The 17,069-nt window shown below is 63.4% G+C and carries 13 protein-coding genes; 5 read left to right on the forward strand and 8 right to left on the reverse strand.

Annotated elements, in window-relative coordinates; translation table 11 throughout:
* The first annotated feature begins 57 nt into the window (after window positions 1–57).
* Window positions 58–1,533 (forward strand): NCS1 family nucleobase:cation symporter-1, encoded by a 1,476-nt coding sequence (locus GQB00_RS07800; RefSeq protein WP_207950637.1) that lies wholly within the window; start codon window positions 58–60, stop codon window positions 1,531–1,533.
* A 9-nt stretch (window positions 1,534–1,542) separates the two neighbouring features.
* On the opposite strand, the gene trpA is transcribed toward GQB00_RS07800, so the two are convergent.
* Both trpA and trpB read right to left on the reverse strand, forming a co-directional pair.
* The gene (gene trpA, locus GQB00_RS07805; RefSeq protein WP_165855810.1) at window positions 1,543–2,358 is read right to left on the reverse strand and encodes a tryptophan synthase subunit alpha; all 816 of its coding nucleotides are present in this window, start codon (window positions 2,356–2,358) and stop codon (window positions 1,543–1,545) included.
* Window positions 2,358–3,602 (reverse strand): tryptophan synthase subunit beta, encoded by a 1,245-nt coding sequence (trpB, locus tag GQB00_RS07810; protein WP_165855811.1) that lies wholly within the window; start codon window positions 3,600–3,602, stop codon window positions 2,358–2,360. The genes trpA and trpB overlap by 1 nt, the downstream gene beginning before the upstream one ends.
* Window positions 3,603–3,712: 110 nt before the next feature.
* Here trpB and GQB00_RS07815 point away from each other — a divergent pair, with 110 nt between their 5' ends.
* From GQB00_RS07815 to GQB00_RS07825, 3 genes are all read left to right on the forward strand, one after another.
* Window positions 3,713–4,606 (forward strand): LysR family transcriptional regulator, encoded by an 894-nt coding sequence (locus GQB00_RS07815; protein WP_165855812.1) that lies wholly within the window; start codon window positions 3,713–3,715, stop codon window positions 4,604–4,606.
* Between the two features lie 192 nt (window positions 4,607–4,798).
* The gene (locus GQB00_RS07820) at window positions 4,799–6,118 is read left to right on the forward strand and encodes a PilZ domain-containing protein (protein ID WP_228276768.1); all 1,320 of its coding nucleotides are present in this window, start codon (window positions 4,799–4,801) and stop codon (window positions 6,116–6,118) included.
* A gap of 21 nt (window positions 6,119–6,139) precedes the next feature.
* Window positions 6,140–8,740, forward strand: coding sequence for an EAL domain-containing protein (locus tag GQB00_RS07825; RefSeq protein WP_165855814.1), 2,601 nt, complete (start codon window positions 6,140–6,142; stop codon window positions 8,738–8,740).
* 110 nt (window positions 8,741–8,850) lie between these two features.
* Here the strand turns inward: GQB00_RS07825 and GQB00_RS07830 are convergent, their stop codons facing one another.
* The 6 genes from GQB00_RS07830 to GQB00_RS07855 form a co-directional block, all read right to left on the reverse strand.
* Window positions 8,851–9,348: a hypothetical protein gene (locus tag GQB00_RS07830; RefSeq protein WP_165855815.1), complete on the reverse strand. Its 498-nt coding sequence runs from the start codon at window positions 9,346–9,348 to the stop codon at window positions 8,851–8,853.
* An 85-nt stretch (window positions 9,349–9,433) separates the two neighbouring features.
* Entirely contained in the window at window positions 9,434–10,558 is a 1,125-nt protein-coding gene (locus GQB00_RS07835) for a sulfate/molybdate ABC transporter ATP-binding protein (RefSeq protein WP_165855816.1), read from the reverse strand.
* A 9-nt stretch (window positions 10,559–10,567) separates the two neighbouring features.
* Entirely contained in the window at window positions 10,568–11,398 is an 831-nt protein-coding gene (gene cysW, locus GQB00_RS07840; protein ID WP_111494901.1) for a sulfate ABC transporter permease subunit CysW, read from the reverse strand.
* A 3-nt stretch (window positions 11,399–11,401) separates the two neighbouring features.
* Window positions 11,402–12,274, reverse strand: coding sequence for a sulfate/thiosulfate ABC transporter permease CysT (cysT, locus tag GQB00_RS07845; RefSeq protein WP_165855817.1), 873 nt, complete (start codon window positions 12,272–12,274; stop codon window positions 11,402–11,404).
* A 16-nt stretch (window positions 12,275–12,290) separates the two neighbouring features.
* A complete protein-coding gene (cysP, locus tag GQB00_RS07850) occupies window positions 12,291–13,325 on the reverse strand; it encodes a thiosulfate ABC transporter substrate-binding protein CysP (protein ID WP_165855818.1) in 1,035 nt (344 codons plus the stop codon).
* 207 nt (window positions 13,326–13,532) lie between these two features.
* Window positions 13,533–15,497: a methyl-accepting chemotaxis protein gene (locus GQB00_RS07855; RefSeq protein ID WP_165855819.1), complete on the reverse strand. Its 1,965-nt coding sequence runs from the start codon at window positions 15,495–15,497 to the stop codon at window positions 13,533–13,535.
* A gap of 332 nt (window positions 15,498–15,829) precedes the next feature.
* Between GQB00_RS07855 and GQB00_RS07860 the strand changes: the two genes are divergently transcribed.
* Window positions 15,830–17,002 (forward strand): arylamine N-acetyltransferase family protein, encoded by a 1,173-nt coding sequence (locus GQB00_RS07860; RefSeq protein ID WP_165855820.1) that lies wholly within the window; start codon window positions 15,830–15,832, stop codon window positions 17,000–17,002.
* Window positions 17,003–17,069: the final 67 nt, after the last annotated feature.

Here is a 17,069-nt window from a genome sequence, read left to right on the forward strand (position 1 = left end):
ATGCTCTCTCGTATGGTCATCGAGGTTCCAAAAACAACCTTCTCTGAGGAAGCGACAATGGCGAGCATGCACGGACACACCGAGGGGGCAGCGGGCGAACTGGACAACGACTCGCTGCACCCGCTGCCCAAGGACGAGAAGAAGTGGGGCTGGTTCGAGATCTTCAACGTCTGGGCCAACGACATCCAGAGCCTGTTTGGCTACTCCCTGGTGGCCTCGCTGTTCATCTCCTACGGCGTCACCGGCTGGACGGCGTTTCTGGCGCTGCTGACCGCCAGTCTACTGGTGATGTGTCTGGTCAATATTTCCGGCAAGCCGGGCGTGGAGCACGGCATTCCCTACCCGGTTCTGGCGCGTGCCAGTATGGGCGTGCGAGGCGCGAAGCTCCCGTCGGTGTTGCGCGCCACGGTGGCGGTGTTCTGGTACGGCGCCCAGACCTATTTTGCCTCGACCGCGCTCTACCTACTGCTGGTGACCCTCACCGGCTATGAGAGCACCAGCGAATGGATGGGTCTGTCGGCGCTGGGCTGGGTATCCTTCCTGATCGTCTGGGCGCTGCAGATTGCGATCTTCTCGCGGGGCATGAACTGGGTCGGCACCTTCCTCAACCTGGCCGGGCCGTTCGTCTACCTGGTGATGCTGGGCCTGCTGGTGGTGCTTTGGCAGAAGTCCGACGGCCAGCTGTGGGACGCCGCCCAGACCATCTTCGCGCCGGAGAGCCCGACCTGGACCAGCGAGTTCAACGGTTTTGTCGCCATCGTCGGCACCATGGTGGCCTACTTCGCAGCGGTGATGATCAACTTCAGCGATTTCTCCCGCTATTCGCGCAGCCACCGTTCCATGAAACTCGGCAACCTGGTGGGGCTGCCGCTGAACATGGTGCTGTTTTCCGCCCTGGCGCTGCTGATCACCGCCGGTGCGGCGGTCATATACGGCGAGAACATCACCAACCCGTCACAGATCGTGGAGCGCACCGACAGCGCCCTGCTGAGCGTGATTGCCGCCGTCACCTTCTTCGCCGCCACCGTGGGCATTAACCTGGTCGCCAATTTCATCCCCGCCGTCAACGGCATCGCCAACATGGCCCCGGCACGGCTCGACTTCAAACGCGCGGGCTGGATCACCTCGCTCTTCGCCCTGGTGATCGGCGGGTTCTGGGTCAGCTTCATCAGCCGCATCGGCATCAGCGGATTCGTGAATACCCTCGGCGCCACCCTGGCACCGCTCTACGGCATCATGGTGATGGACTACTTCATCGTGAAGAAACAGCGCCTCAAGTTGCAGGACCTCTACAGCACCGACCCGGCGGGTGCCTACGCCTATGAAGCGGGCTGGAACCAGAAGGCGCTGTTTGCTTTTGTCATCGGTGCTGTGTTCTCGGTCTCCAGCGTCTGGGTCGAGGAGATGAGCGAGCTGTCCGGCTATGCCTGGCTACTGGGCGCCGCGATCGGAGCGGCCATGTACGCCATGGCCATGTCGTCGGCGGTTCGGGAAGCCGGCGCGCGGTATCACAAAGGCAAGGTGGCGTCTTAACCCAGCCCGCTAGCGAGCCCGGCGTACCCCGTCGGCCAGCTCGCGGGTCAGTCCCAGCACCGCGTCGCGGGCTCCGGCCGAGTCCTTGGATCGCTCGATACACTCCACCAGCGCCGAGCCCACCACCACCGCGTCGCTGATCCGGCCAACGGCGGCGGCCTGGTCGGCGCTGCGGATGCCGAAGCCCACCGCGATGGGCAGGTCCGTGTGCTCGCGGAAACGGGCCAGCGCGCTGTCCACGCTGTCCAGGCTGGCTGACGCGCCACCGGTCACACCGGCCACGGAGACGTAGTAGACGAACCCGGAGGCGCCCTCCAGCACACGAGCCAGTCGATCGCCGTGGGTCGTCGGCGCGACCAGGCGGATCAGGTCGATGCCCAGGCCGGCGGCCGAGGCAAACAGATCGCGGTCGAGTTCCGGCGGCAGGTCGACGATGATCAGTCCGTCCACCCCGGCCTCGGCCGCATCCGCCAGGAAGCGCTCGACGCCATAGCGGTAGATCGGGTTGTAGTACCCCATCAGCACCAGCGGCGTGTCGCTGTTCTCCTCGCGGAATCGACGCACCATGTCCAGCGTTCTGCGCTGGGTCTGACCGTTACGCAACGCCCGCTGCGCCGCCTTCTGGATTGCCGGGCCGTCGGCCATGGGGTCGGTGAAGGGCATGCCCAGCTCGATCACGTCCGCGCCCGCCGCTGGCAGACCGCGCAGAATGTCGAGCGACGTGTCAGGGTCGGGATCGCCGGCGGTCACGTAGGTCACCAGCGCCGGCCGGTTCTCAGCTCGGATGGCTGCAAAACGGGTTTCCAGTCGGGTTGCCTGGCTCATCACGCGTTCCCCTCTTCCGCTGGCTGGTGATCGTGGCCACCTTGTCGGTTACTGCCGAGATAGTCGGCAACGCTCATCATGTCCTTGTCACCCCGACCGCTGAGATTGACCACCATCAGGTGTTCCGGTGGCAGCGTCGGTGCCCGTTTGGCCACTTCCGCCAGGGCGTGGGCGGATTCCAGTGCGGGAATGATGCCTTCCAGGCGACAGCACAACTGGAAGGCTTCGAGGGCTTCGTCATCGGTCACCGAGACGTAGTCGACGCGCTTCTGCTCGTGCAGCCAGGCGTGCTCGGGGCCGATGCCCGGGTAATCCAGCCCGGCCGAGATCGAGTGGGCGTCGGTGATCTGGCCGTCGTCGTCCTGCAGCAGGTAGGTGCGGTTGCCGTGGAGCACACCCGGCACGCCGCCGTTGAGGCTCGCCGCGTGCTTGCCGCTGTCGACGCCCAGGCCACCGGCTTCCACGCCGACCATCTCCACGGATCCATCACCCAGGAAGGGATGGAACAGCCCCATGGCGTTGGAGCCGCCGCCGATACAGGCCACCAGCGAGTCGGGCAGGCGCCCTTCCTTGTCGAGGATCTGGCTCCGGGTTTCACGGCCGATCACCGCCTGGAAGTCACGCACCATGGCCGGGTACGGGTGCGGTCCGGCCACGGTGCCGATGATGTAGAAGGTATCGTCCACGTGGGCCACCCAGTCGCGCAGCGCCTCGTTCATGGCGTCCTTGAGGGTACCGGTGCCGCTGCTGACCGGGATCACTTCCGCGCCCAGCAGCTTCATCCGGAACACGTTGGGCTGCTGGCGCTCCATGTCGGTCTGGCCCATGTAGACCACGCAGGGCATGCCGAACCGGGCCGCCACTGTGGCCGTAGCGACCCCGTGCATGCCCGCCCCGGTCTCGGCGACGATGCGTTTCTTGCCCATGCGTTTGGCCAGCAGGATCTGGCCAATGCAGTTGTTGATCTTGTGCGCGCCGGTGTGGTTGAGCTCTTCGCGCTTGAGATAGATGGTCGCGCCGCCGAAATGCTCGGTCAGCCGGTCGGCCCGGTAAAGCGGACTGGGCCGGCCCACATAGTCGCTCTGGAAGTACGCCAGCTGATCCTGGAAATCGCGGTCGTCACGTGCTTCCTGGTAACAGGTCTGGAGCTCCTGGATCAGGGGCATCAGCGTCTCGGCGATAAAGCTGCCGCCGAACGGCCCGAAGAACCCGTCGGCGTCAGGCTGTATGGATGTCTCTTTCATAAGCCACCTGTCTGAACGAAAGGAATTGGATTAATCGAAAGTCTATCGAAGACAACGGCGGGAAAAAATCGATAGAATTGCATCTATATGTGAGCTGGAGTCACAGGATAATGAGCCAGGACCTGCCCCCATTGAGCGCACTGCGCGCGTTCGAGGCCACCGCCCGGTTGGGCAGCGTGACCGCCGCTGCGCGCGAATTGCACGTGACCCACGGCGCCGTCAGTCGACAGCTGCGCAGCCTCGACGAACACTTCGGCGCTCCGTTGTTCAGCAAAGCAGGGCGTGGCATCCGGCTCACAAGACAGGGCCGACAGTTGCAAAACGGCGTCGGCGAGGCCTTTGCCCGCCTGCGGGAAAGTTGCGGGGAACTCAAGCGCGCCACCGAAGAGGCGCCGTTCGTGCTGAACTGCCCCGGCAGTCTCCTGTCACGCTGGTTTATTCCGCGCCTGGAACGCTTTCAGCGGGACCTGCCCGACATCAAGCTCCAGGTCGGCGACAGCGACAGCGAACTGGACCCGAGGCGCAGCGAGGGCGGTGCCGCCCTGCTCTTCTCCGAGCCCCCGTTTCCCGCCGATATGGAGGCCATAGAACTCGCGCCGGAAGACATCTGTGCGGTGGCAAGTCCTGCCCAGGCGCACCCGTTCGATCCGCAACGCCCCGACTCGATCTTTACCGCCCCCCTGCTTCACACCCGCTCACGCCCGCAGGCCTGGCCGCAATGGGCTCGCGCACAAGGGCTGGACGAATCACGCCTGGAACAGGCCCTGCGGAACGGCCAGGGCTTCGACCACCTCTACTATTTGATCGAAGCCGCCCTGGCCGGGCTGGGCGTGGCCATCGCGCCCAGGCTGCTGGTGGAGGGGGACCTGGCCAGCGGACGGCTGGTGGCCCCCTGGGGATCGATCGAGACCAGCGGACGACTGTGCCTGCTGCTGCCGCACTACGTGTCCCATCGCCGGGGGGAGCGACTGGCCGAATGGCTGCGACTTGAGATAAACCGATAGGCAAGCCGGTTCCCTTCACGCGCCCCAACCCGCCATCGATAGCAGCGCGCTTCTCCGGTTATCGGTTCAAACGGACCCGCGGAAACAGATTGGCCCCGATTACGAATGGCGACCTGTCGCAGATTGACCCAGACTGTGAATGGGACAGTTGCTCCATTTTCGAAAGAGCGGAAAGGAATCGCCATGATAAGGATGCATGGGGAGTATCGCCGGCATTTGCGGTCAGGGATCCGGATACCGGTGACGGTGAGCTATGCCGATCACGCGTTCGAAACCAGCACCCTCGACATCTCCGTAAGCGGGTTGCGCCTGAAACGACCGGAAGGAATCTTCATCCGCGCCGGCGAAAAGGTCGACATCCACTTCCGCGACAAGGCCGACACCAAGGTCGTGGCGACGGTGATGCATACCGGCCAGAGCCATATCGGTGTGCAGTTCTACGACCGTCGCTTTACGGGCCCGGAGTTGCGGGCGTTCTACGAAGTGGCGCCCCTCTGGCAACGCCTGAGCACCAGAACCAGACGCGCCCTGTGGAAGCAGGGCCGTCGCTTCGCCGTATTCTCGGCCAACACCTATCTGCGCTCGCTCATACTGGCCCTGGTCAGGCCCAGATTCATCTTCGCGGTGTACGGCAACGAGAAGCAGGTGCGATCCTATTTCACGCCGGCCATGGCCAGACGCATGCCGTTCAATCTGCTTCTGGGGTTCATCCGCAACGAGAACATGCGCGGGCTGATGGTCGCGCCGCAGTTCCTGGAGGATGAGCTACAGGCCGACTCCGACAAGGTGCGCCTGTACATCGAGCGGCTGCAACAGGACTTCCCCGAAGCCCGGCGGATCGCGCTGGTCGGGCGCCTGCCCAATTTCGTCAAGAAGGCAGGCATAGAGATCGCCCCGCCCCTGGTGGAAGGCAGTCTGGGCACCCGCTACATGATCTGGGATATCGCCCGGCAAATGCGTGAGCGGCCACAGTACCGCGAGCAGAACAGCATTGTGGTGCTGGGCGGGGCCGGACGCATCGGCAACGCCGTGTGCCAGGATCTCACCAGCCTGTACGACCAGGTGATTGGCCTCGATCCCCGCTACGAGGAGGACAACGAGATTACCACCGACCAGGGCACGGTCCTGCAAACCGCGTCGCTGGAGCACCTGCACGACCAGCCGCTCTACATTGCCCTCACCCAGCGCGGCGATGACGTGCTGGACCTGTACACCCACATGCCGGCGGGCGCGATGATCGCCGACGACACCCACCCCTGCATCAGCCTGAAAGTCCGGGAACGCCTGCAGGAAAGCCGGATCGAGGTGGAGAAAATCGTGCTGTCCCACGATCAGTTCATGATGTGGCCGCGCATGCCGGACTGGAACAACCGGGATATTCCGGGATGCCTCGTGGAAGCCCTGGTGCTGCTGAACCAGCCGGACATCGCGGAAGGCGGGTTCGACCATTTTTGCCGACAGGCGGAGCGGCTCGGTTTCACCGGCCGCCTGGTCAGGCCCCTGGATGAATAGAGCGGACGGGATAATCCCATGATGCATCTCGGCAGATGGACCACTGGGCCGGTGACGATGTGGAAGGGGGTGATGGTGGCCATGTGGCTGGCGTGCGCCCTGCCGGCCCTCGCCGAAACGCTGTCGATTGACGGCGACAGCGGCCAGTTCCGTCTCAACGACCGCATAGAATACCGGCTGGACGGTACCCAGCCTCTTGAGCAAGTCGTACAGCAGGAGCCATGGCAGGCCAAGTCCGACGATCGGGTGCTGAACCTGGGATTCACAGATCAATCGGTCTGGATCCGGACCTCCCTCACCATCCCGGCCCCCCTGCGCCAGCAATGGTTCCTGGTCATCCCCTACCCTCTGCTTGAGGAAGTGGACCTGTTCATCCTGCCCGACGGACAATTACCGGCGAGCTACCACACCAGTCGCGAGAAGGCCGAAAACCAGCGCAAACAGGCCCACAGCTACGAGGTGGCGCTGCCCTTGCCCCGGGATCTGAGCGGCCAAGTGACCCTGGTGCTGCGGGCCAGCTCCGCCACATCCCTGCAGGTGCCGGTCGAACTGTGGAGTGAGGATCGTCTGCTGAACCACTTTTCCCGGGAAAGCCTCTATTGGGGCATCTACTTCGGCATCCTGGCGGCCATGGCCACCTACAACCTGTTCCTGTTTCTTTCGATACGGGACTCAGCCTACGGCTACTATGTGCTCTACATTGGCTCCATCAGCCTGCTGATGCTCTGCATTTCCGGTGCCGGCAGCGCCTGGATCTGGAGCGGGGAGCCTCTGCTGACCCGCTACGCCCTTCCCACCAGCACCGCACTGGTGTCGCTGTTTGCCGTGATGTTTGCTCGCAGTTTCCTGAAGTGGGAGGAGATTTCCTATCGCTGGGAACGTAGCCTGGGCATCACCGCCGGGTTGGCCGGGATACTGATCGTCTATACCTGGCTCGATCCCACCAACGGCGCCCTGTTTGCCGGATTGCTGGGTACCCTGGTGATCGTGCTGGTCATCTCCGTTGGGCTCGCGGCCCTGAGGGACGGCGTCGCCAGCGCCCGCTACTTCGTACTGGCCTGGGCCGCGTTTGCCGTGGGGGCCGCCCTGTATCTGCTGAGTGTCTTCAATCTTCTGCCGGTCAACGCTCTCACCAACCATGCCATGCAGGCCGGCTCGGCCGCCGAGGTTCTGCTGCTCTCCTTTGCCCTGGCCCACCGCATCAAGGACGAACGGGCGCGTAAACTGGCGGCCCTGCAAAGACACCAACTGGCCGAGAATCAGATTCGGGATCTGGAAATTCAGAGTCTCGAGCAAGCCATGCATGACCCAGTCACCAACCTGCCCAACACCTCAATGCTCAACCAACAGCTGCAAACGGTCATCAGCCGGGAGCAAACGGTCGCTCTGGTGCTGGTCCACTACCCGCAGGTCAAAGACATAGCGTCCAGCATGGGACGCCATCTGGCGGAGGAAATGTTCTGCCAGTTGACGAAGAAACTTAACCACACGCTCGCCATGCTCGGCGGCGCCATTTGCCTGGAAACCAGACAACCGGCATACATTGCGATCCCCGAGTTCGGTTCAGCGGCATTCATCGTCGAACTGGAACACCTGAAAGGCAGGCTGCGGCCATACGTCGAACAGGTGGTCGGGCACCATGAAGTGTCGTTCCACACCGTCCGGCTTCCCGTGCTCATGAACCTGCACTGCGGCGTAGCCATTTTCCCGGAACACGGTGACAGCACGGAAATCCTCTACCAGCACGCCTCGGCCGCGCGGGACAACAGTGCGGCCAGCAAGGTGCCGGTGCAAGTGTACAGTGAGGACATTTCCGGCTTCGCCCGACGCCGACTGGAACTGCTGACGGCCCTGCCATCGGCCATCGAAGCCGGCGAACTGGAGCTGTACCTGCAACCACAAATGACCGATATGGGGCGCGAGCTCGTCGGGGCGGAAGTCCTGTTGCGCTGGCACAGCCCGCGCTTCGGCCCCGTGCCACCCTGGGAGATCATTGAGATTGCAGAGAATTCCGGCCTGATGGACCTGCTCTCGCGCTACGTCGTTGCGCAGTCCTGGAGAACCATGCAGGCCCTGCGCGAACGCCACCTGGACATCACCTGCAGCATTAACCTGTCGGTTCAGAACCTGACCGACCGCCACTTCATCCCGGACGCGCTCGAGGGCATTCGGGAACATGGCATTCCCATGGATCGCGTGATCTTCGAGGTGACCGAGACCTCCATGATGCACAACATGGAGTCGGTCATTGGTTCCCTGCTGCTCATCGCCGAAAGCGGTTGCCGGATTGCCCTGGACGATTTCGGCACCGGCTACTCGTCACTGGCGTACCTGAGCCGCCTGCCGATCCACGAACTGAAGATCGACCGCTGCTTCATCAGCCAGATGTGTTCCAACCGCAACGACCTGGAAATCGTCAAGAACACCCTGAAACTGGCCCGCACCCTCAACCTGGAAAGCGTGGCCGAAGGCGTGGAGGACCAGTCCACCGTGGCGAAGCTCGACGAGCTGGGCTGCCACCGGCTGCAGGGCTACCTGTTTGCCAAGCCCATGCCGGTGGATGAGTTCTGTCGCTGGGCGTTACGGCAAACGGCCGACGAGGGTGCCGGGAAGGGCCGATGAGCCGGGACGGCTACGCTATCCGCGACGCCTGATTGTCCAAAGAGAACTGCGAGTACCCGACAGATATCAGGCGAAGTTTAAAGCCGCGCCAGCAAGCCACCCTGGAAATTTCAGCGTACCGGCTGCAGGTCCGCGTCATACAGATGCCAGCGCAGCGACGCGGCGGATGCACCGGGCACGTCGTTGACGCGGCGCAGGATGTAGTGACCGGAGAAGCGCTGGGCCCGGCCGTCGTCCCGCGTCGCGCGAACGATCACCGGCACAGTGGCGTAGAGGGAACCGGCGGCGCCTTCGATCCGGACATCGCCCGTCACGCCGACCGCCACCTGTCTGGTGCGATCGTAGCCGCTGACGAAGTCTGCGTAGGACTGGTTCGGCGGGCCGGAATCGCCCCACAGCTCATAGGCCGTGTCGTAGTCGCCGACACTGAGCGCCGCGTAGTAGCGCCGGACCACGTCGACCGCGCCGGAGGCACCCGAGGCGGCTGCCGCGTTGTTTTCGGCATTAGGCCGGGGATCGGGCGCTCCGGGTTGAGGTGCCGTGCTGCAGCCAGCAAGCAGATAGACACTCAGCGAAAGGAGTGGAATGACAAGCCATTTCGTCAACATGGTGCGTCCTGCCCTGCTGGTTCGATGGGCCCGGCGGACATCGTGCCGGACCCAAACAGCTTAGCAGTGACAGGCCCCACCGAGATTACGACGTCTGATGCATCTCGGCATCCTGGCGCTGCGCCCAGTCCAGGGTCCGCGGCTCCTCGGCGTGTTCGCAGAACAGGTGGCCCACTTCCGGCACCGCGTAGCAGCGGTCGCCGCGCTGGGGCCGGCGGGCGTTGAACTCGGTGTGGCTGATGCCGACTTCCCAGAGCTCGTCGCAGGCCCAGCCATCGGGCTTGAGTTCGATGCGGACTTCGGCGCCGATCACGTTGATCGCCTCGATGCGGAACGGCAGGTGGGCGTCCTCGCCCGGTGTCTGAGTCAGGCGCACCTCGTGGGGGCGCAGGTAAAGCTGGGCGTCGTCGTTGTCGCAGCTCTCGGGCAGGCGCACCCAGGCGTCGCCCTGACGGATGGCGCCGTCGCTGATGCGGCCGGACAGCACGTTGACCTGCCCCAGGAATTCGAACACGAAACGGCTGTCCGGGCGGGCGTAGAGCTCCAGCGGCGAGTCCACCTGCTCCACCCGACCGTTGCTCATCACCACCACCTGGTCGGACAGCTCCAGCGCCTCTTCCTGGTCATGGGTGACGAACACACTGGTGAAGTGCAGCTCGTCGTGCAGATTGCGCAGCCAGCGGCGCAGGTCCTTGCGCACTTTGGCGTCGAGCGCGCCGAAGGGTTCGTCCAGCAGCAGGATTTCCGGGCGCATGGCCATGGCGCGCGCCAGGGCGATGCGCTGTTTCTGGCCACCAGACAGCTGCGCCGGGTAACGCCCGGCCAGGTGGTCGAGCTGGACCATCTCCAGCAGGTCTTTGACGCGCTTGCGGATCTCGGACTTGCCCGGACGCTCACCACGCGGCAGCACATCCAGACCGAAGGCCACATTCTGGGCCACGGTCATGTGGCGGAACAGCGCGTAGTGCTGGAACACGAAGCCAACGCGGCGGTCGCGCACGTGCAGTTGCGTGACGTCACGGCCGCTGAACAGGATCCTGCCCCGCTCCGGCGTTTCCAGGCCCGCGATGATGCGCAGCAGCGTGGTCTTGCCGGAACCGGACGGCCCCAGCAGCGCCGTGAGCTGCCCATCGGGGATGGTCAGGTCAATGTCGTGCAGTGCCTGGAACTGGTCGAAGAACTTGTTGATGCCCTGGATTTCGATACTCATGGAAAACCCTTAAATTCGGCTCTGGCGCCATTCCACGATGGCTTTCACCACCAGCGTGATCAGCGCGATACCCGCCAGCAGGGACGAGGCCGCAAACGCCCCGGCGATGTTGTAGTCCTGGTACAGCAGTTCCACGTGCAGCGGCAGGGTGTTGGTCTCGCCGCGGATGTTGCCGGACACCACCGACACCGCACCAAACTCGCCCACAGCCCGGGCGTTGGTGAGAATCACCCCGTAGATCAACGCCCAGCGGATGTTGGGAAGGGTGATGCGGCGGAACAACTGCCAGCCGGAGGCGCCCAGCACCACGCCAGCCTCTTCCTCTTCGCGGCCCTGCTGCTGCATCAGCGGGATCAGCTCGCGGGCGACGAACGGGCAGGTCACGAACACCGTCACCATGACGATACCGGGCCAGGCGAACATGAGCTGGATATCATACTGCCCCAGCCACTGGCCGACCCAGCCATTGCTGCCGTAGAGCAGCAGATAGAGCAAACCGGCCACCACCGGCGACACGGCGAACGGGATGTCGATCAACGTGGTCAGCAGCTTGCGCCCCGGGAAGCGGAAACGGGTCACCAGCCACGCCAGGAAGATGCCGAACACCATGTTCAGCGGCACCGTCAGCAGGGCCACGAACAGGGTCAGGCCGATAGCATGGAGCGTGTACTGATCAAAGATATTGGCGATGTAGCTGCCCCAGCCGTCGGCAAACGCCTGCACGAAAATCAGCACCAGCGGCATGAACAGCAGCAGCACGGTCAGCAACACGGCCAACCCGATCAGGCTACGGCGAATCAGCGCGCCGTCGCCAACGCGGCGATGTTTCGGTGCACTCATCCCCTAACCTCCGTGCAGGCGCTTGAGGTAGCGCCCCTGCCAGATGTTGATGGCCAGCAGCAGCAACAGCGACACAGTCATGACCACCGCCGCAATGGCGCTGGCGGCCGGGAAGTCGTATTCCTCCAGCCGCACGAAGATCATCAGGCTGATCACTTCGCTGACGTAGGGGGAATTGCCGGCGATGAAAATCACCGCGCCGTACTCGCCCAGGCTGCGGGCGAACGACAGGGCGCCGCCGGTAACCACCGCCGGCCAGAGCGCGGGAAACAGGATGCGGCGGAACACGGTGAAATCAGAAGCGCCCAGGCTCATGGCCGCCTCTTCGTCCTCCGGCGCCAGCTCTTCCAGCACCGGCTGCACCGTGCGCACCACGAACGGCACGCTGGTGAACGCCATGGCCACCACAATGCCCAGCGGCGTGTAGGCCACTTCGATGCCCATCGACGACAGCACCTGGCCGTACCAGCCGTTCTCGGCGAACAACGTCGCCAGGGTGATGCCGGCCACCGCCGTGGGCAACGCGAACGGCAGATCCATGATCGCGTCCAGCAGGCGCTTACCCGGGAAGTCATAGCGCACCAGCACCCAGGCCATCAACAGCCCGAACACGCAGTTGAACAGGGACGCGCCCAAGGCCGCCAGCGCGGTGACCTTGTAGGAGGCCACCACGCGTGGGTCGGTGATCACGAACCAGAACTGGTCCCAGCCCATGCCGCCGGCACGGATCACCAGACCGGCGATCGGCAGCAGCAAAACCAGGCTGATGAAGAAAAGCGAAATGCCGAGGCTCAGACCGAACCCCGGCAATACGCGTTTGGATTTGGGCGCGGTCAGGCGGGAAGCCGGCCGCGCGGGCACATCAGTGGTCGCCATGGATCAACGCACGTTCCTAGCGCTGACGCTGCAGCTGGTCGAGCTTGCCGCCGCTGGCGAAGTGAGTCTGCATGGCGTTTTCCCAGCTGCCGGCGATCTCCTGGATCGACATCAGCTTGAGGTCCGGGAACTTGTCCGCCATCTCTTTCTGCACGGTTTCGTTGTGGACCCGATAGTTGAAACCCGCAAGCAGGCGCTGGGCATCCTCGGAGTAGAGGTACTCCAGGTACTCTTTGGCCAGCTTCTCGTTGCCCTTCTTCTCGATGTTCTTGTCGATCCACGCCACCGGGAATTCGGCCAGGAAGCTGACCTTCGGCACCACCACTTCGAACTGCTTGTCCGGGTTCAGCTCGGGGATGTTGTTGACTTCGGACTCGAACGTCAGCAATACGTCGCCCAGGCCGCGCTCAACGAAGGTGGTGGTGGCGCCACGACCGCCGGAGTCGAACACCTTGACGTGGCCGAGCAGCTCGCTCATGAAAGCGTCGATTTTATCCTGGTCATCACCGTACTTGTCCTTGGCGTAGCCCAGCGCCGCCAGGTACGTGTAGCGGCCGTTACCGGACGTCTTCGGGTTGGGCATGATCAGTTCCACGTCCTCACGGATCAGGTCATCCCAGTTCTCGATGTTCTTGGGGTTACCGTCGCGCACCAGGAACGCCATGGTGGAGTAGTACGGCGAGCTGTTGTTGGGCAGGCGCGAGGCCCAGTCCTCGGGAATCAGGCGGCCGCGCTCGGCGAGGATGTTCACGTCAGTCACCTGGTTGTAGGTCACGACGTCCGCGTCGAGCCCCTGCAGGATGGCGCGCGCCTGCTTGGAGGAACCGGCGTGGGACTGCTGGATCTCGACGGTTTCACCGGTCTCTTCCTGCCAGTGCCGGGCAAACAGTTCGTTGTAGTCGGCGAACAGTTCCCGCGCGATATCGTAGGACGAGTTCAGCAGTTGACGATCCGCCGCCGAAGCCGGGCCGGCCAGCGACAGAACCAGCGCCAGGGCACCCAGCGCCCGGCCCTTGCGGGATGTGAAGACGGATGAAAAAGCATTCGGCATGACTGACAGCGCTCCCTGATTGCACAGCATCCACATATTCAGCTTGAGAATAAGTGACAAGTGTTTTTAGAACCAGAACGATAAGACACCGTTAGCAAAACAACAATGCCCTGCCTAGACGAATTCTGCCTTTTATTGGAACGGGTGGTTATAAAAACGGAGAGCGGGATAAACCCGGGAGGCCAGCCACCTCCCGGTTCGACGCCATCAGGTCTTAAAGCGCGACACCAATTGCGTCAGGCGCAGGTTGAGATCCGCCTGGTCGGAGCAGAGCTGGTCCACTTTGGTGGACACCTCGGTCACGTCATTGGCCGAGTCGTTGATGGTGACGATGTTGCGATTGATCTCCTCGGTCACCGAATGCTGCTCTTCCGCCGCGCTGGCAGTCTGGGTGGACACATCGCGGATACGCTCGACGGCGCTCTCAATGTTATCGAAGGCTTCCAGCGCTTCGCCGGAGGCGGTCACCGCGGCGGTCGACTCCTCGGCGCTCTGCGCCATGGCCGAGGACACGTCCCGGGTCCGGTTGACCAGGTTGCCCAGGATCTCGTTGATTTCCTCGGTCGACGCTTGGGTACGCTTGGCGAGACTGCGGACTTCATCCGCCACCACCGCGAAACCCCGCCCCTGCTCGCCGGCCCTGGCCGCTTCGATGGCAGCGTTGAGCGCCAGCAGGTTGGTCTGCTCGGCGATATCGCGGATGGTCGTCAGGATGCTGTTGATGTTGCTGGTTTCCTTCTCCAGCTCGCGGATCATATCGGTGGACGAACCGATGCGCTCGCCCAGCTCCTTGACGCTGGCCGCGCTGCGGTTGATCACGTCCTTGCCGGCCAGGGTCGCCTCCAGCCCTTTCTCGGACATGGACGCCGTGTCGACGCAGTTGGTGGCCACTTCGTTGGCCGCCGCCGCCATTTCGGTCACCGCGGTGACGATCTGCTCAATGGACGACAGCTGCCTGGTGGAACTGTCCGCCAGTTCCACGGACCGGGAATTGGTCTCGGTGGACACGCCTTCCATTTTCCGCGAGGTCTCCTTGATCGCATCGATCATCTCGCGGGTCGACTCGATGAACTGGTTGAACCACGTCGCCAGCTCACCGACTTCGTCCTTGCTGGACACCTCAATGCGGGTGGTCAGATCGCCTTCACCCTCAGCGATGGTCTTGAGGCTGTCCTTCACCTGGTTGATCGGTGTCACGATGCGGTTGGCGATATAGAGGCCGATGGCCCCGAACAGGATCACCAACACCGCACTGATGATCGCGGTGTTCACACCCACTTCCCGGGCGCTGGCAAAGATTTCGCTGCTCTGCTTGAAGCCGACGAACTTCCAGCCCAGATCCGGCGATTCGTAGACGTTGGCCATGTAGTCCACGCCGTCGACGGTAACGTCGATCACGCCGTTGTCGGTATCGGCGATCTGCGAGAAATACCCCGCCTCCATGCCGTCCAGCGGCTTGAAGTTGTTCTCCGGATGGCCACCGTCCACCAGGATGTTGCCGTCCCCCTGGATGATCATCAGGTAGCCGGTGTCACCGAAACGCACCTTCTTGACCATCTCGGTCAGGGATTTGAGCGACACGTCCAGGGCCACCACTCCCTCGAAGTCGCCAGCGTTGTTCCTGAACGCCTTCAGGATGGACACGTAGAAGGCGTCGTCCGGCTCCCAGTAGTATCCGTCCCGGCGGACGACGTCGTAGTTGCCGTCCTTCGCCATATCGAACCAGGGCTTGGCGCGCGGGTCCCAGTCGCCATAGCCGGCGGTTCCGGGCCATTCGGCGTAACCGCCGTGCTTGTCGCCCATGTAGACGTAACCCAGCATGGGGTTGTTGTCGCCGATGCTGCTGAACAGATCGAAGATGGCTTCTTCCCGACCGCCCTGCTCGCGGGCCACCTGCGATGGTTTGCGCGCCTCGCCGAAATAGGTGGACAGCTTACCGGCCTGAGCGTCCTTCACGGCCGCGGCGTCGGCCATGAAGGACACCTGGTAGCCCATGACGTTCAGGAAGTTGCTGAACGAGTCGTCGACGATGGAAATATTGGTGGTACTGGTCTCCACAAAGTCCTGCTGCGCCTGCTGGATGGCGTTGCGCACAGTGACCGTCGAGACGATCAGGACCGGGATCAGGGTGGTTCCGAGAAGCGCCGCCAGCAACTTCGACTTGAGCTTCATGAGGTTGTCTCTCGCATTAAGGCGCAAAGCATTCCTGACGTCCGATGTCGACACGCTTTGAGAAATCGGTGACGCTCCTTCCCGAGCATCGACGCGAGCGCCCGATAGTACTGGCGACTGATCGCAAAAACATCAGGTTGCTTCCAAAAACGGTTCATTTGTTACACGCTTTTACAACTGACCCGGCGCCGGAGCCGCGGGCCTCCGTTTCCTGTACAAATGTCGTTTTCATTCGTTACGCCAAAACCCTTGACCTCAACTTAACTTGAGGAACTATGTTCGTGGACCATCACCTCAGGCCAGCCCCAAAACACGACAAGGAGAACGGATTCATGAATCAGGACATCAAGCCCGAAACAGGCACCACCGAGCAACCGCCAGTGGCCAGGAAAGTTCTGGTTCTGGGGCGCTCGGACGCCGTCCTGCAAACGGTTCTGGATGAGCTGACCGCGTTTGGCATCGAGGCCCGGGGCACGGCATCACCAGAGAGCGCAGCGGACCACTTCGACGCGCGGGATTTCGACCTGATTGCCCTGGGCCGGGGGCTACTGGGTGAGGCCGGCGACGCACTGAAAGCCCGGTTGCGCCAGCGCCACCCCGGGGTGCGCCTGCTCGATACCTACGCCCCCTTTGCCGCACACCAGATCATTGCCGCCCTGGACCGGGAGCAACCGCCCGCCCCGGACCTGGACGCCTACTGCGCGCGCATCGGCTACCACGGCCCGCTCACCCCGACGCTGGAGACCCTGCAAGGTCTGCATGCACGTCACCCCGACGCCATCGCCTTCGAAGCCATCGACGTGTTGCTGGACCGGGGCGTGGACATCTCGCCCAAAGCCGTGGAGGACAAGCTGATCCACGCCGGCCGCGGCGGCTACTGCTTTGAACACAACGGGCTGTTCAAACGGGTACTGGAGGCGCTCGGCTTCCACGTGGAGGGCCTGACCGCGCGCGTGCGCTGGATGGCCAAACCGGGTACGGCGCCGCAACCGCACTCGCATATGGCCCTGAAGGTCTGGATCGACCACCGGCCCTGGCTGGTGGACGTCGGCTTCGGCGGCAACGTCCTCACGACACCGTTGCGCATGGACACCACCGAGCCTCAGCCCACCCAGCACGAAACCTTCCGCCTCATTCCCTACGGCCCGGGCCTGCTGCTGCAGGCGCAGATCGATGGAGACTGGCGACCGGTTTACGAACTGTCCGGCGAGCCGCTGCTGAACGGCGACTACGAAGTGGCCAACTGGTACACATCGACCTACCCGCAATCGCCGTTCCGCTCACACCTGATGGTGGCGCGCACCACACCCGACGCTCGCTACAAGCTGCTCAATGGCCGGCTCACCACGCAGTTTCCGGATGGCACCTCCCACCGCCAGGAGCTGGATGCAGAGAGCCTGGAGCAGGTGCTGCGGGACACCTTCGGACTGCCGGTGACGGCGGAATGGCGAGGAATGATCGAGCGGGCTATCAAACGGACGGCCGAAGCCGATCCGGGCGAGTAACCGACGCGGGCTCCGGACGGCCGGGGCCCCACGCGCTGACCCGCCGCAGCCGCGCCGCCCCACGTCG

Origin of the sequence: Marinobacter sp. JSM 1782161 (assembly GCF_011421605.1) — a bacterium.
In the GTDB taxonomy this organism is placed as follows: domain Bacteria; phylum Pseudomonadota; class Gammaproteobacteria; order Pseudomonadales; family Oleiphilaceae; genus Marinobacter_A; species Marinobacter_A bohaiensis.

What these genes read in the sequence shown, in the direction of transcription:
- GQB00_RS07800 (WP_207950637.1), top strand. Translation starts at nt 58, where the DNA reads ATGGCGAGCATGCACGGACACACCGAGGGGGCAGCGGGCGAACTGGAC.
- trpA (WP_165855810.1), bottom strand. Translation starts at nt 2,358, where the DNA reads ATGAGCCAGGCAACCCGACTGGAAACCCGTTTTGCAGCCATCCGAGCT.
- trpB (WP_165855811.1), bottom strand. Translation starts at nt 3,602, where the DNA reads ATGAAAGAGACATCCATACAGCCTGACGCCGACGGGTTCTTCGGGCCG.
- GQB00_RS07815 (WP_165855812.1), top strand. Translation starts at nt 3,713, where the DNA reads ATGAGCCAGGACCTGCCCCCATTGAGCGCACTGCGCGCGTTCGAGGCC.
- GQB00_RS07820 (WP_228276768.1), top strand. Translation starts at nt 4,799, where the DNA reads ATGCATGGGGAGTATCGCCGGCATTTGCGGTCAGGGATCCGGATACCG.
- GQB00_RS07825 (WP_165855814.1), top strand. Translation starts at nt 6,140, where the DNA reads ATGCATCTCGGCAGATGGACCACTGGGCCGGTGACGATGTGGAAGGGG.
- GQB00_RS07830 (WP_165855815.1), bottom strand. Translation starts at nt 9,348, where the DNA reads ATGTTGACGAAATGGCTTGTCATTCCACTCCTTTCGCTGAGTGTCTAT.
- GQB00_RS07835 (WP_165855816.1), bottom strand. Translation starts at nt 10,558, where the DNA reads ATGAGTATCGAAATCCAGGGCATCAACAAGTTCTTCGACCAGTTCCAG.
- cysW (WP_111494901.1), bottom strand. Translation starts at nt 11,398, where the DNA reads ATGAGTGCACCGAAACATCGCCGCGTTGGCGACGGCGCGCTGATTCGC.
- cysT (WP_165855817.1), bottom strand. Translation starts at nt 12,274, where the DNA reads ATGGCGACCACTGATGTGCCCGCGCGGCCGGCTTCCCGCCTGACCGCG.
- cysP (WP_165855818.1), bottom strand. Translation starts at nt 13,325, where the DNA reads ATGCCGAATGCTTTTTCATCCGTCTTCACATCCCGCAAGGGCCGGGCG.
- GQB00_RS07855 (WP_165855819.1), bottom strand. Translation starts at nt 15,497, where the DNA reads ATGAAGCTCAAGTCGAAGTTGCTGGCGGCGCTTCTCGGAACCACCCTG.
- GQB00_RS07860 (WP_165855820.1), top strand. Translation starts at nt 15,830, where the DNA reads ATGAATCAGGACATCAAGCCCGAAACAGGCACCACCGAGCAACCGCCA.